The following is a 14,900-nucleotide window of genomic DNA, read 5'->3' as shown; positions in this document are numbered from 1 at the left end:
GGTTACATTCCGAACCCGGAAGCTAAGCCTTTCAGCGCCGATGGTACTGCAGGGGGGACCCTGTGGGAGAGTAGGACGCCGCCGAACTCCTTTTAGAATAGTTGAGCCCCGTGCCCTTGTGGCACGGGGCTCTTCTGCGTTCCCTGTTCGTACTCCCGGGACCCCCGGGCCTGGCTGCCACGGTCCGGGCCGGCCCGCACGGGCCCTGGTACGAAGGTGGGTGATGGCGCGTCAGGCGGTTTTGCGCACCCCCTGATTCAGGGTATGCTTTAGCTCGTTGCCGCAGGGCAGCAAGGCCCCAATAGCTCAGTCGGTAGAGCGTCTCCATGGTAAGGAGAAGGTCTGCGGTTCGATTCCGCATTGGGGCTCGTACAGACGAAAGGCCCTCGCCACTCGGCGGGGGCCTTTCGCGTATGGACAGCCGGCAGCAAAGCAGGAGGAAGAATTCTGGGTGCGCTCCTCGATCGGACATGACAGGCTCCTCGCATGTCGATCATTGGCGTGTCTTCCGAGGTGTCCATCGCGTACGAGAGCTTCGGTGACCCCGAGGACCCGCCAGTCCTGCTCGTGATGGGTTTCGGCGCGCAGCTGCTCGGCTGGCACGAGAACTTCTGCCGGGCCCTGGCAGACCGTGGCCGCTACGTGATCCGGTACGACAACCGGGACTGCGGGCTGTCCACCAAGTTCGACGAGCACCCCGTCGACATGGGTGAGTTCATCGCAGCCGTCAGCTCCGGCGACCTCCCCACCGCCCTCGCGATGGTTCCGTACCGGCTCCGTGAGATGGCCGAAGACGGTCTCGGGCTGCTCAGTGCGCTCGGTATCGAACGCGCCCACGTGGTCGGCGCCTCGATGGGCGGCATGATCGCCCAGACGATGGCCCTCTCCTGCCCGGAGCGCGTACTGACCCTGACGTCGATGATGTCCTCGACCGGCGAGAACGAATACGGCCGGTCCAGCCCGGAGGCACAGGCGGTGCTGTTCGCCCCCAAGCCTGCGGACCGCGAGGGATATGTCGCGGCGGCGGAGAAGGAACTCGTCTGGGCCTCCCGGCGATACGGCAACGCCGCCGCGCTGCGTGAACTGGCTGCCGAGAGCTACGACCGCTCCTACTACCCCGCGGGGATCGGACGGCAGCTCGGCGCGATGATCCTCAGCGGTTCACGGGCGGACGCACTGCGCGAACTACGGACGCCGACGCTGGTCATTCACGGCCTCGACGACACGTTGATCGACCCCAGCGGCGGCAAGCGCACCGCGGAACTGGTGCCCGGTGCCGAACTCCTGATGATCCCCGACATGGGCCACGACCGCCCCCGCGAGCTCTGGCCCCGGCTCATCGACGCCCTGGTGTCGCACACCGGTCAGACAGGTACGGCCTGACCTGCCTGCGGCTCCGGGACGCGCATCGCCAGGATGGCCATGTCGTCCGAGGCCGGCTCCGCCGCGAACCGCTCGACTGCCCGCAGAATGCGGGCCGCCACCGCACCGGCCGTCAGGCCCGTACAAGTGGCCAGTACGTCCGCCAGGCCGTCGTCGCCGAGCATGCGGGTGCCCTCGCGGCGTTCGGTGACACCGTCGGTCACGCACAACAGGACGTCGCCGGGATCGAGAGTGACCGTCTGCTCGTACAGCTCCAGATCCTCGATGACGCCCAGCAGCGGCTGTGGTTCGGCCGCGGCCTCGACCGATCCGTCCTGGCGCAGGCGCAGCGGCAGCGGGTGACCCGCACAGACCACCTTCAGCAGCGCGCTGCCGTCCTCCTGGGGCCACAGCTCGCCGTACAGCAGGGTGAGGAAGCGGCTGCGGGCGCCCTCGTCGAGGATGGCGGCGTTCAGCCGCTCCAGGACCGCGGGGCCGCCGAACCCCTCGCGGGCGAGCAGGCGCAGGGCGTGGCGGGCCAGGCCGGTCACGGCCGCGGCCTCGGGGCCCGTGCCGCAGACGTCACCGATGGCGAAGCCGTAGGCGCCGTCCCGGATCGGGAAGACGTCGTAGAAGTCGCCGCCCACCTCGTTGCCCTCGCCGGCTGCCCGGTAGATGACCTCGATCTCCACATTGGGCACGTCCGGCAGCCCCGGTGGCAGCAGGCTGCGCTGGAGGGACTGGCTGATCGCCATGCGCTCCGAGTAGAGGCGGGCGTTGTCGAGCGCCAGGGCGGCCCGGCGGGACAGGTCCTCTGCCAGTTCCAGGATCTCCTGGCGGAAATGGTCGTCGGACGGTTTGCCGAGCGTGAGCATGCCGATGACACGGTTGCGGGCGACGAGCGGAAGGACCACCGTCTCCCCGCCCACCGCGGCCGCCGTCGCGAGCGTCGTACGGATACCCGCGCCCAGGCTGCCCGCGTCACCGAGGCCGATACCGCGCATCGAAGTGCGCAGGGCATCCTGATGGGCCGCCTCCGAAGGGGCCGACCAGGAGCGGGCCCCGGGGGCCGGCACCGGATCCGGCGGGGAGATCTTGGAGAGGAGGGCCTTGAGACCGTCGATGAGCTCCTCGTCCTCGTGCAGCACGTAGGAGAGGTACGGATCGGAGGACTGGTCGGCGATCGTGTAGACGGCGCACCAGGTCGCCAGGGTGGGGACCGTCATCTGCGCCATCAGGGCCAGGGTCTGGTCCCGGTCGAGCGTGCCGGCCAGCAGGTCCGACGCCTCGACGAGGAAGGAGAGGGAGCCGCGCCGCAGCCGTTCCAGTTCGCCCAGGCGGGCCGATTCGACGGCCAGGGCGATGCGGTCGGCCGCGAACTGGAGGCGCAGGGCCTCCTCGTTCGAGTACCGCCCGGCGGCCTCCGCCGCGACGCCCAGGGAACCCGTCAGACGGCCCTCGACCTTCAGCGGAACGGTGACCACCGAACGCATACCGGTGTTGCCCAGCAGCGGGACGGCGCCCGGGACGGCGTCGAGGTCCTCGTGGACCGCGGGCATGCGGGCCGAGCCGTACCGTCCGGTGCCGGCCTCCACGGGGACGCGGGCGAAGCGCTGGCGGGCGGAGGGAAGGCCGGTCGTGGCCCGTACCTCCAGCTCGGTCTCGTCGTCCGTTGCCAGCAGCAGGAACGCGGCGTCGGCGTCGAGCATGTCGCGGGCCCGTTCGACGGTGCGCTGGAGCAGGCCGTCGAGGTCGTCGGGGGCCGGGGAGCCGATGAAGACCTCGAAGGGGTCCGTCTTGCGGCTCTCCGTGCCGTTGTCGGTGACCGGGGTGCGTACCGGTGACTGGAGCACGGCCCGCTCGTAGTCGCGGACCAGCAGGCAGACCGTCGAGGGCTCGCCCCGGGTGTCCCGTACGCGGAGGTGGGAGCCGTAGACCGGGATGGTGCGGCCGTCGGCGCCCCGGATGCCGTAGCTGCCCTCCCAGCGGGAGAGGCGGAGCGCGTCGGCGATACCGGTGTTGGTCCCGGGAGTCTGCGGCCACGCCGTGAGGTCGGTGAGCTGCTTGCCGATGACCTGCTCAGCGGCGTATCCGAACAGGTACGCGGCGTCGTCGTTCCACGCGCCGATGGCGCCGAGGCTGTCGATCTGGACGACGGCGACCCGGACGCGTTCGTCGGTGACCGGGAGCAGGTCCACGGGGAGCAGCGGGCCCGCCGAGCGGATGCCCACCGGGCGGTCGGGGAGGTCGAGCTGGAACCAGACGTGCTTGTGCGCGGGGGAGTACTCGACGCCCCAGCGCGAGGCGAGCGCGGCGCACAGGAGCAGGCCGCGGCCGCCCTCGCGGTCCGGGCTGCCGAAATCGGGGCCGGTGGACTGGAGCGGGATCTCCCGTTCCGGATAGTGGTCCGAGATCTCCACCCGGACGCCGTCCTCCGTACGGAGGCACAGCACGTCCGCCGCGGTGCCCGCGTGGACCACCGCGTTGGTGACCAGCTCGCTGGTGAGGACGACCGCGTCGTCGACGACGTCGGTGTATCCCCACCCCTGGAGGGTGTCGCGGACGAAGGCGCGGGCGGTCGCGACGGAGCGCCCGACCGGGTCGAAGGTGGCAGCCGCGCGCGCCGTGATCACAGCACTCCCCATATGGTGTCTCGTCGCTTCCCCGAGTCCTGTGCCCGTTTCTAGCCGCTTCGATTCGCTTGCCAGGCTAGACGCTCCCTCCGGGTACCGAGTACACGAGGGCAGACTTGGGGCGAGGACGGATGGATACGGGCCTGTGACCGGACAGGTGCGGGCTTCCCCGGGAGGGGATGTGGGACAACGGTTGGACGTTCCGCCCCTACCGGTTCCGGCCTGGTAGGTTTCAACGATTTGACGTCCGCATAGTCACCCGTCAACGGTGTGCTGTGGCGGTGAGCCATTGAGGATCTGGGCAAGCTCCCAGAGAAGACCCGAGCGATACGGTCAACCCTGCGGGAGGGACACGGTGGAGTCTGGCGTGGCGGCGCGGGGAACAGGCACGCGCACTAAAGGCGGACAGTCCGTGAAGAAGCAGCGCAATGGGACCATCGAAGTCGACGCCGCAGCGCTCAACAGACTGCTGGCCGGTCTGGTGGCCATGCGCGACGGTAATTTCCGCAGGCGCCTGACCGTCTCCGGTGACGGCGTGATGGCGGAGGTCGCCGCCGTCTTCAACGAGGTCGCCGACCGCAATGTGCACCTCACCGGTGAGCTCGCCCGGGTACGGCGGGTGGTCGGACGGGAGGGCAAGCTCACCGAGCGGCTGGAGACCGGCGCCTGCGAAGGGTCCTGGGCCGCCGCGATCGACGCCTCCAACGAGCTCGTCGACGACCTTGCGCGCCCCGTCTCCGAGGTCGGACGAGTGCTGTCGGCGGTGGCCGACGGTGACCTGGAGCAGCGGATGGAGCTCCGCTCGCACACCACCGACGAGACGGTACGGCCGCTGCGGGGCGAGTTCCTGAAGGTCGCCCGTACGGTCAACAACCTCGTCGACCAGCTGTCGGCGTTCACCGAGCAGGTGACGCGGGTCGCGGTGGAGGTGGGGACCGAGGGCAAGCTCGGCGGGCAGGCCCAGGTGCGCGGCATGTCCGGGTCCTGGAAGGACCTCACGGACTCCGTGAACACCATGGCGTACCGGCTGACTGCGCAGGTGCGGGACATCGCCCTGGTGACGACCGCGGTCGCCAAGGGCGACCTGTCGCGGAAGGTCACCGTCCATGTGGCCGGCGAGATGCTTCAGCTGAAGAACACCGTGAACACGATGGTCGACCAGCTGTCCTCGTTCTCCTCCGAGGTGACCAGGGTCGCCCGCGAGGTGGGTACGGAAGGCGAGCTGGGCGGACAGGCGACCGTCCCGGGCGTGGCCGGGGTGTGGAAGGACCTCACCGACTCCGTCAACACGATGGCGGGCAACCTCACCTCGCAGGTGCGCGGTATCGCGGAGGTGACGACGGCGGTCGCCAACGGCGACCTGTCGCAGAAGGTCCGGGTGAGCGCCCGCGGCGAGGTCGCGCAGCTCGCCGAGACCATCAACCAGATGACCGAGACGCTGCGCACCTTCGCGGACGAGGTCACCCGGGTGGCCAGCGAGGTCGGCGGCGGGGGTGTGCTCGGCGGGCAGGCGCAGGTGCCGGGTGCCGCGGGAACGTGGAAGGACCTCACCGACTCGGTGAACACCGTCTTCCGCAACCTGACGACCCAGGTGCGGGACATCGCGCAGGTGACCACGGCGGTGGCCAGTGGCGACATGACGCAGAAGGTCACCGTCGACGTGGCCGGCGAGATGCTCGAACTCAAGAACACCGTCAACACCATGGTCGACCAGCTGCAGTCGTTCGGCTCCGAGGTGACCCGGGTGGCCCGGGAGGTCGGCGTCGAGGGGCGGCTGGGCGGCCAGGCAGAGGTGCCCGGCGCGGCCGGCACCTGGAAGGACCTCACGGACTCCGTGAACACGGCGTTCCGGAACCTGACGGGCCAGGTGCGGGACATCGCGCAGGTGACGACGGCGGTCGCCAACGGCGACCTGTCGCAGAAGGTCACGGTCGATGTGGCGGGCGAGATGCTCGAACTGAAGAACACCGTGAACACGATGGTGGCGCAGCTGTCGTCGTTCGCCGACCAGGTGACGCGGATGGCGCGGGACGTGGGCACGGAGGGCCGCCTCGGCGGTCAGGCGCGCGTCGACGGTGTCTCCGGTACCTGGAAGGAGCTCACCGACTCCGTCAACTTCATGGCGGGGAACCTGACCTCCCAGGTGCGCCAGATCGCCCAGGTGACCACGGCGGTGGCGCGGGGCGACCTGTCGCAGAAGATCGACGTGGACGCCCGCGGCGAGATCCTGGAGCTGAAGAACACCATCAACACGATGGTCGACCAGCTCTCCGCCTTCGCCGAGCAGGTGACCCGGGTGGCCCGCGAGGTGGGCACGGACGGACGGCTCGGCGGCCAGGCGCAGGTGCCCGGCGTGGCCGGTGTGTGGCGTGATCTGACCGACTCGGTGAACGGCATGGCGGGGAACCTCACCGCTCAGGTCCGTAACATCGCGCAGGTCGCCACGGCGGTGGCGCGCGGTGACCTGTCGCAGAAGATCGACGTGGACGCCCGCGGCGAGATCCTGGAGCTCAAGAACACCCTCAACACGATGGTCGACCAGCTGTCGAACTTCGCGGAGCAGGTGACCAGGGTCGCCCGCGAGGTGGGCACGGAGGGCATCCTCGGCGGCCAGGCCGAGGTGCAGGGTGTGTCCGGTACGTGGAAGGACCTCACGCAGTCCGTCAACGGCATGGCGAACAACCTGACCCTCCAGGTCCGCAACATCGCGGAGGTCACCACCGCGGTCGCCAAGGGTGACCTCTCCAAGAAGATCACCGTCGACGCCAAGGGCGAGATCCTCGAACTGGTCACGACCGTCAACACGATGGTCGACCAGCTGATGAACTTCGGTGACGAGGTGACCCGGGTCGCCCGGGAGGTGGGCACCGAGGGCATTCTCGGCGGCCAGGCCCGGGTGCGCGGCGCCACGGGCATCTGGAAGGACCTCAGCGAGAACGTCAACCTGATGGCCAACAACCTGACCAGTCAGGTGCGGAACATCTCCCGGGTCTCGTCCGCCGTCGCCAACGGCGACCTGACGAAGAAGGTCACCGTCGAGGCACGCGGCGAGGTGGCCGAACTGGCGGACACCGTCAACACGATGGTGACGACCCTGTCCTCGTTCGCGGACGAGGTGACCCGGGTGGCCCGCGAGGTGGGTACCGAAGGCGAACTGGGCGGCCAGGCACGGGTCCCCGGGGTCGCGGGTACCTGGAAGGACCTCACGGAGTCCGTGAACTCGATGGCGTCCAACCTGACCGGTCAGGTGCGCCAGATCGCCACCGTCACCACGGCCATCGCGAAGGGCGATCTCACCAAGAAGATCGACATCGATGCCCGCGGTGAGATCCAGGAGCTGAAGAACACCATCAACACGATGGTGGACCAGCTGTCCTCCTTCGCTGAGCAGGTGACCCGGGTGGCCCGCGAGGTGGGTACCGAGGGGCAGCTGGGCGGCCAGGCACGCGTCCGGGGTGTCGACGGCACCTGGCGCGACCTCACCGAGTCGGTGAACGAGATGGCCGGAAACCTCACCCGCCAGGTGCGCGCCATCGCGGCCGTGGCCACCGCGGTGACCCGCGGCGATCTCAATCTGAAGATCGACGTGGACGCGGCCGGCGAGATCCAGGCGCTGCAGGGCAACATCAACACGATGATCGCCAACCTGCGCGACACCACGGCGACCAACAAGGAGCAGGACTGGCTCAAGGGCAACCTCGCCCGGATCTCCGGCCTGATGCAGGGGCGGCGCGATCTCGACGACGTCGCCTCCCTGATCATGAGCGAGCTGACCCCGGTCGTCTCCGCCCAGCACGGTGCGTTCTTCCTGGCCATGGCCACCGGCGACACCGACGCGCTGGGTGCGGAGGGCGACAAGGAGGGCGCGTACGTGCTCCGGATGCGGGGCAGCTACGGCTACTCCGCGGGCTCCATGCCGACGTCCTTCCGGCCCGGCGAGACGCTCATCGGCACGGCCGCGGAGGAGAAGCGGACGATCCAGGTGGACAACGTCCCGCCGGGTTACCTGAAGATCTCCTCCGGCCTCGGTGAGGCGCCGCCCGCGCATGTGATCGTGCTGCCGGTGCTCTTCGAGGGGAAGGTCCTCGGAGTGATCGAACTGGCCTCGTTCCAGCCGTTCACGCATATCCAGCGGGACTTCCTCAACCAGCTCGCGGAGATGATCGCCACGAGCGTCAACACCATCAGCGTCAACACGACCACCGAGAAACTGCTGGAGCAGTCGCAGGAACTGACCGAGCAATTGCGCGACCGCTCGCAGGAGTTGGAGAACCGGCAGAAAGCCCTCCAGGCGTCCAACGCGGAACTGGAGGAGAAGGCCGAGCTGCTCGCCCAGCAGAACCGGGACATCGAGGTCAAGAACACCGAGATCGAGGAGGCGCGGCAGGTCCTGGAGGAGCGCGCCGAGCAGCTCGCGGTCTCGATGCGCTACAAGTCGGAGTTCCTGGCGAACATGTCGCACGAGCTGCGGACGCCTCTCAACTCGCTGCTCATTCTGGCCAAACTGCTGGCGGACAACGCCGAGGGAAACCTGTCACCGAAGCAGGTGGAATTCGCCGAGACGATCCACGGCGCGGGGTCCGATCTGCTGCAGCTGATCAACGACATCCTTGATCTGTCGAAGGTCGAGGCGGGCAAGATGGACGTCAGCCCGACCCGCATCGCACTGGTTCAGCTGGTCGATTACGTGGAGGCGACATTCCGCCCGCTCACCGCGGAGAAGGGGCTGGATTTCTCCGTCCGGGTGTCGCCGGAGCTGCCGGCCACGCTGCACACCGACGAACAGCGGCTGCTCCAGGTGCTGCGCAACCTCCTTTCCAACGCGGTCAAGTTCACCGACAGCGGTGCCGTCGAGCTGGTGATCCGGCATGCGGGGCCGGAGGTGCCCGACGCCATCCGCGAACAGCTGCTGGAGGCCGGTTCGCTGCGCGACGCCGACGCAGATCTGATCGCGTTCTCGGTGACCGACACCGGCATCGGGATCGCCTCCAGCAAGATGCTGGTGATCTTCGAGGCGTTCAAGCAGGCGGACGGCACGACCAGCCGCAAGTACGGCGGTACGGGCCTGGGCCTCTCCATCAGCCGGGAGATCGCCCGACTGCTGGGCGGCGAGATCCACGCGGCCAGCGAGCCCGGCCGGGGCTCGACGTTCACGCTGTACCTGCCGCTGCACCCGAGCGAACTCCCGCCGCAGGGTTACCCGCAGATCGGCCCCGGACCCATCGAGATGCCCGGCGGCGCGGTCGAGGGCGGGCGGCTGCCCGAGGCCGGGCAGGGGCTCGTGGAGGGCTTCCAGGACTTCGGACGGGAGCTGGGCCGGCCGGGGAGCGGTGACGACCAGGGTGGCGCCGCAGGGCTGTTCAGGCGCCGCCGCAAGGCGCTGGACGGCTCCGGGCAGCAGCCCGCGCTGCCGCAGGCCCCGGCGGCCCCGCAGGCCCCCAGGAGCGCTCCGCAGGAGCCCTGGACGCCTGCGGTCCAGGAGGAGCCCGAGGTCCGCAGGACGTTCCGGTTCAACGGCGAGAAGGTGCTGATCGTCGACGACGACATCCGGAACGTCTTCGCGCTCACCAGCGTGCTGGAGCAGCACGGGCTGGCCGTTCTGTACGCGGAGAACGGGCGCGAGGGGATCGAAGTCCTCGAACAGCACGACGATGTGACGGTCGTACTGATGGACATCATGATGCCGGAGATGGACGGTTACGCGACGACCTCCGCGATCCGCCGGATGCCGCAGTTCGCCGGGCTGCCGATCGTCGCGCTGACGGCCAAGGCGATGAAGGGCGACCGGGAGAAGGCGATCGAGTCCGGAGCCTCCGACTACGTCACCAAGCCGGTCGACCCTGATCATCTTCTTTCCGTCATGGAGGGTTGGATGCGCGGAGAGTGATCGCCGATTGAGCGAATCAATGATGATTTGTTGATCGAGTGTGTCCGAAGTGGTGTGGGAACGCGGTATCCGGGGAACCTTTTGGTCTCTCGCCGCGTTTCTGGTATGTGCACGGTGACATCGCGGTGACAGGGTGTGGTGACGGGCGGGGTGCGGCTACCATGACCGGCACAAGGACGGACGGCGTAAGGGAGTCGTCCCCTGGGGCGGCGCCCGGTGCAATTCCGGGGCGAGGAGGACGGGCCATGGTGCCGAAGGCCAAGATCCTCCTGGTCGATGACCGGCCGGAGAATCTGCTGGCGCTGGAGGCCATCCTCTCTGCGCTCGATCAGACACTGGTGCGGGCATCGTCAGGGGAGGAAGCGCTCAAAGCGCTGCTCACGGACGACTTTGCGGTCATTCTGCTGGATGTGCAGATGCCGGGCATGGACGGTTTCGAAACTGCCGCGCACATCAAGCGGCGGGAACGGACCCGGGACATCCCGATCATCTTCCTCACCGCGATCAATCACGGTCCGCATCACACCTTCCGGGGTTATGCGGCCGGCGCGGTGGACTACATCTCGAAGCCGTTCGACCCGTGGGTGCTGCGGGCGAAGGTCTCGGTCTTCGTCGAGCTGTACATGAAGAACTGCCAGCTCCGTGAGCAGGCGGCGCTGCTGCGTCTCCAGCTCGAAGGCGGTGTGCCCGCCGGTGCGAACCACGAGAAGGAGCCCGCCGGCCTGCTGGCCGAACTCTCCGCACGGCTCGCGGCCGTCGAGGAGCAGGCGGAGGCGCTGTCCAAGCAGCTCGACGACGAGTCGGCGGACGCCGGAGCGGTGGCCACCGCCGCTCATCTCGAACGGAAGCTGACCGGGCTGCGCCGGGCGCTGGACGCCCTGGAGCCCGGTACCAACGGCGGGCCGGCCCCGCTCACCTCGTAAGGCCTCGGGCCGCGGCCCGTACCGGCCTTGCCCGTCAGGTGTCTTCGGGCCCGGCGGTGACAAGTGCCCGGCGGGGCGGGCGGGTCGGTGGCCCCTCTGGGGCGCGGAGCGGGTGAGAGCGCGTCAGTTAGCGTCCGCCGCAGGACGACACGGTCGGGTGAACGGGCCCGCGCACGTGTTCACCACCGCGGACAACGGTAACCTCGGCCCATGGCCTCACGTACGTCCGGCAAGGGTTCCCAGGGCACGGCGGGCACCGCGAAGCGTGTCGGCGGTGGCCCGGGTCCGGCGAAGAAAGCCGCGCCCGCGAAGAAGGCGGCCGTCAGGAAGAGCGCGCCCGCGAAGAAGGCTCCCGCGAAGAAGGCGGTGGCCAAGAAGGCGGTCGCGCCCAGACGGGCGCCCTCGCCCACCGGCGGTGTGTACCGCCTGGTGCGCGCGGTCTGGCTCGGTGCGGCCCACGCCATCGGCGCGATGTTCCGCGGCATAGGGCGCGGCGCCAAGGGGCTCGACCCCGCGCACCGCAAGGACGGGGTCGCGCTGCTGCTCCTCGGCCTCGCGCTGATCGTCGCCGCGGGCACCTGGTCGAATCTGCGCGGTCCCGTCGGTGATCTCGTCCAGATGCTCGTCACCGGCGCCTTCGGCCGGCTCGACCTGCTGGTGCCGATACTGCTGGGCGCCATCGCCGTACGGCTGATCCTCTATCCCGAGAAGCCCGAGGCCAACGGCCGGATCGTCATCGGTCTTTCCGCGCTCGTCATCGGGGTGCTGGGCCAGGTCCACATCGCCTGCGGCTCACCCGGGCGCGAGGACGGCACAGAGGCCATGCAGGACGCGGGAGGCCTGATCGGCTGGGCCGCGTCCAAACCGCTGATCTTCACCATGGGCGAGGTGCTCGCCGTCCCGCTGCTCCTGCTGCTCACCGTCTTCGGACTGCTGGTCGTCACGGCGACCCCGGTGAACGCCATTCCGCAGCGGCTGCGGCTGCTCGGCGTCCGACTCGGGATCGTCGACCCCGCGTACGGCCCGGAGGCGCAGGACGGGAGCGACGACGAGCGGTACGACGAGCAGTGGCGCGAGTCGCTGCCCGCCCGCTCCCCGCGCTCCTCCCGGCGCTCCGAGGCGTCTGAGGAGGTGTACGACACCGACCGCGTAGAGGCCGAGGCGCTCGCCAAGCGCCGCGGCCGGCCGCGCAGGCCCTCCGCGCAGCCCGCGATGAACCGCACCATGGACGCGGTCGACGTCGCGGCCGCCGCTGCCGCCGCGCTCGACGGCGCCGTGCTCAACGGCATGCCGCCCTCGCCCGTGGTCGCCGACCTCACCCAGGGCGTCTCACCGGACCGGGAGCGCTCCGGCACCCCGGTGCCGGGGGCCAGGGAGGCGGAGCCCGCGCCGAGGCCGGGCGAGAGGAGGCCGGGCGAGAAGGCGTCCTCGCCCTCCGGCGGCGTACCCGACCTGACCAAGCCGGTGCCGGAGCGCCCGGAGTCGCAGTCGCTGCCGGCCCGCGCGGAGCAGCTCCAGCTGTCCGGCGACATCACGTACTCGCTGCCCTCGCTCGACCTGCTGGAGCGGGGCGGCCCCGGCAAGACCCGCAGCGCCGCCAACGACGCGATCGTCGCGTCCCTGACCAACGTCTTCACCGAGTTCAAGGTCGACGCGGCCGTCACCGGCTTCACCCGCGGCCCGACGGTGACGCGGTACGAGGTGGAGCTCGGCCCGGCCGTGAAGGTCGAGCGGATCACGGCGCTCGCGAAGAACATCGCGTACGCCGTCGCCAGCCCCGACGTCCGGATCATCTCCCCGATCCCGGGGAAGTCGGCGGTCGGCATCGAGATCCCCAACAGCGACCGCGAGATGGTCAACCTCGGAGACGTGCTGCGCCTCGCGGACGCGGCGGAGGACGACCACCCCATGCTGGTCGCGCTCGGCAAGAACGTCGAGGGCGGCTACGAGATGGCCAACCTGGCGAAGATGCCGCACGTCCTGGTGGCCGGTGCGACCGGTTCCGGGAAGTCCTCCTGCATCAACTGCCTGATCACCTCGGTGATGATAAGGGCGACTCCGGAGGACGTCCGGATGGTGCTCGTCGACCCCAAGCGCGTCGAGCTGACCGCGTACGAGGGCATTCCGCACCTGATCACGCCGATCATCACCAACCCGAAGAAGGCCGCGGAGGCCCTTCAGTGGGTCGTGCGCGAGATGGATCTGCGCTACGACGACCTCGCCGCGTTCGGCTACCGGCACATCGACGACTTCAACCACGCGGTGCGCACCGGAAAGCTCAAGACTCCGGAGGGCAGCGAACGGGAGCTGTCGCCGTACCCGTATCTGCTGGTGATCGTCGACGAGCTGGCCGACCTGATGATGGTCGCCCCGCGCGATGTCGAGGACTCGATCGTCCGCATCACCCAGCTAGCCCGCGCCGCCGGCATCCATCTGGTCCTCGCCACCCAGCGGCCCTCGGTGGACGTCGTCACCGGTCTGATCAAGGCGAACGTGCCCTCCCGGCTCGCCTTCGCCACCTCGTCCCTCGCGGACAGCCGGGTCATCCTCGACCAGCCCGGAGCCGAGAAGCTCATCGGAAAGGGTGACGGGCTGTTCCTGCCGATGGGGGCGAACAAGCCGACCCGTATGCAGGGGGCCTTCGTCACGGAGGACGAGGTCGCCGCAGTGGTCCAGCACTGCAAGGACCAGATGGCCCCGGTGTTCCGCGAGGACGTGGTGGTCGGCACGAAGCAGAAGAAGGAGATCGACGAGGACATCGGCGACGACCTGGATCTGCTCTGCCAGGCCGCCGAACTGGTCGTCTCCACCCAGTTCGGCTCCACGTCGATGCTCCAGCGCAAGCTGCGGGTGGGCTTCGCGAAGGCCGGCCGGCTGATGGACCTGATGGAGTCCCGGAACATCGTCGGACCCAGCGAGGGGTCCAAGGCGCGCGACGTCATGGTGAAGCCGGACGAGCTCGACGGGGTGTTGGCACTTATCCGCGGGGAAACCGGTTCGTGAGGGTTTTGCGGGCAACCGTTTCGCCGGGTCGTACGTCAAGTTGAAGGGAGGGACAGCAGAGTGTCCTTCCGGGAGGCGATACCGCGCATCGGAGTCTGTTCGAATCTGATGGCGTACAAAGTGCTCCCTCCCGGTTGCCCCACCCTTTCCCACCCCCCCTAGACTGAACATCCAGCAGGTGGCTCACGCTCGAAAGGCGCCCCCGTGTCCATCGGCAACTCCCCCGAAGACGACCGGCCTTCGATCGGTCGAGTGCTCCAGCAGGCTCGAATCGCCGAAGGCCTCACGGTCGAAGAGGTCAGCACGTCCACCCGGGTGCGCATCCCCATCGTGCACGCAATCGAGGACGACGACTTCTCCCGCTGCGGCGGCGACGTGTACACGCGCGGCCACATCCGCACGCTGGCACGTGCCGTCTCCATCGATCCGGAACCGCTGGTCTCGCAGTACGACAGCGAGCACGGCGGCCGTCCCTCGCCCACCCCGGCGGCTCCGCTGTTCGAAGCAGAGCGGATCCGTTCCGAACCCCGGCGGCCCAACTGGACCGCGGCCATGGTCGCGGCCATCGTCGCCGTGGTGGGGTTCGTCGGCTTCACGTTCTTCAAGGGCGGTGACGAGCCCTCGACCGCCGGCCGGGTCGCCGAGGGACCGACGTCCGACAAGACCACCCCCAAGCCGGCGAGCAGCAAGCCGGCCGATCCCAAGCCGGCCCCCTCCGACAGCGCCATCGCGGCGGCGCCGCAGGACAAGGTGACGGTCAAGCTCAGCGCCAGTCAGGGCAAGAGCTGGATCTCCGCCAAGGACCACAACGGCCGGCTGCTCTTCGACGGACTGCTCCAGCAGGGCCAGTCCAAGACGTTCCAGGACAAGGAGCGGGTCGACCTCGTCCTCGGTGACGCCGGTTCTGTCGAGCTCTTCGTCAACGGCAAGAAGGTCGAGGACCAGTTCCAGCCCGGCCAGGTCGAGCGGCTCTCGTACACCAAGGGTGACCCCGAGGTCGGCTGACCCGTACTCCACGGCTCACGCACAGCGGCGAGCGCCCGGCCACCACGCCGGGCGCTCGCCGCTTTGTCACTCCCTGTGACCGGGGAA

General features: G+C 69.2%; 6 protein-coding genes, 1 tRNA gene and 1 rRNA gene. 7 read left to right on the top strand and 1 reads right to left on the bottom strand.

Going from position 1 to position 14,900, the window contains the following annotated elements; genetic code table 11:
• From rrf to ACIP89_RS27235, 3 genes are all read left to right on the top strand, one after another.
• Positions 1-87 (top strand): 5S ribosomal RNA (rrf, locus tag ACIP89_RS27245); the annotation flags it as partial.
• Between the two features lie 208 nt (positions 88-295).
• Positions 296-368 (top strand) — tRNA-Thr (locus tag ACIP89_RS27240).
• Positions 369-486: 118 nt separating this feature from the next.
• Positions 487-1,383, top strand: a complete 897-nt coding sequence (locus ACIP89_RS27235) for an alpha/beta fold hydrolase (protein WP_402117239.1) — start codon at positions 487-489, stop codon at positions 1,381-1,383.
• Here the strand turns inward: ACIP89_RS27235 and ACIP89_RS27230 are convergent.
• Positions 1,365-4,007, bottom strand: a complete 2,643-nt coding sequence (locus ACIP89_RS27230) for a SpoIIE family protein phosphatase (RefSeq protein WP_402117237.1) — start codon at positions 4,005-4,007, stop codon at positions 1,365-1,367. The two genes, ACIP89_RS27235 and ACIP89_RS27230, sit on opposite strands and share 19 nt — an antisense overlap.
• Before the next feature lie 400 nt (positions 4,008-4,407).
• Here ACIP89_RS27230 and ACIP89_RS27225 point away from each other — a divergent pair, with 400 nt between their 5' ends.
• From ACIP89_RS27225 to ACIP89_RS27210, 4 genes are all read left to right on the top strand, one after another.
• A complete protein-coding gene (locus tag ACIP89_RS27225) occupies positions 4,408-9,882 on the top strand; it encodes a HAMP domain-containing protein (RefSeq protein WP_402117236.1) in 5,475 nt (1,824 codons plus the stop codon).
• A 245-nt stretch (positions 9,883-10,127) separates the two neighbouring features.
• On the top strand, positions 10,128-10,805 hold the full coding sequence (locus ACIP89_RS27220) for a two-component system response regulator (protein ID WP_024494564.1): 678 nt from the start codon (positions 10,128-10,130) through the stop codon (positions 10,803-10,805).
• A 210-nt stretch (positions 10,806-11,015) separates the two neighbouring features.
• Positions 11,016-13,808: a DNA translocase FtsK gene (locus tag ACIP89_RS27215; protein ID WP_402117234.1), complete on the top strand. Its 2,793-nt coding sequence runs from the start codon at positions 11,016-11,018 to the stop codon at positions 13,806-13,808.
• Positions 13,809-14,012: 204 nt separating this feature from the next.
• The gene (locus ACIP89_RS27210; RefSeq protein WP_401931071.1) at positions 14,013-14,813 is read left to right on the top strand and encodes a helix-turn-helix domain-containing protein; all 801 of its coding nucleotides are present in this window, start codon (positions 14,013-14,015) and stop codon (positions 14,811-14,813) included.
• The last annotated feature ends 87 nt before the right edge of the window (positions 14,814-14,900 follow it).

The sequence above is a fragment of the Streptomyces sp. NPDC088730 genome (assembly GCF_044751215.1).
In the GTDB taxonomy this organism is placed as follows: Bacteria; Actinomycetota; Actinomycetes; order Streptomycetales; family Streptomycetaceae; genus Streptomyces.
Note: the sequence above shows the minus strand (reverse complement) of the source record. Positions and strands in the feature narration are given on the sequence as shown.

Coding starts and splice junctions, on each gene's coding strand:
- ACIP89_RS27230 (WP_402117237.1), bottom strand. CDS start 4,007: ATGGGGAGTGCTGTGATCACGGCGCGCGCGGCTGCCACCTTCGACCCG.
- ACIP89_RS27220 (WP_024494564.1), top strand. CDS start 10,128: ATGGTGCCGAAGGCCAAGATCCTCCTGGTCGATGACCGGCCGGAGAAT.
- ACIP89_RS27235 (WP_402117239.1), top strand. CDS start 487: ATGTCGATCATTGGCGTGTCTTCCGAGGTGTCCATCGCGTACGAGAGC.
- ACIP89_RS27215 (WP_402117234.1), top strand. CDS start 11,016: ATGGCCTCACGTACGTCCGGCAAGGGTTCCCAGGGCACGGCGGGCACC.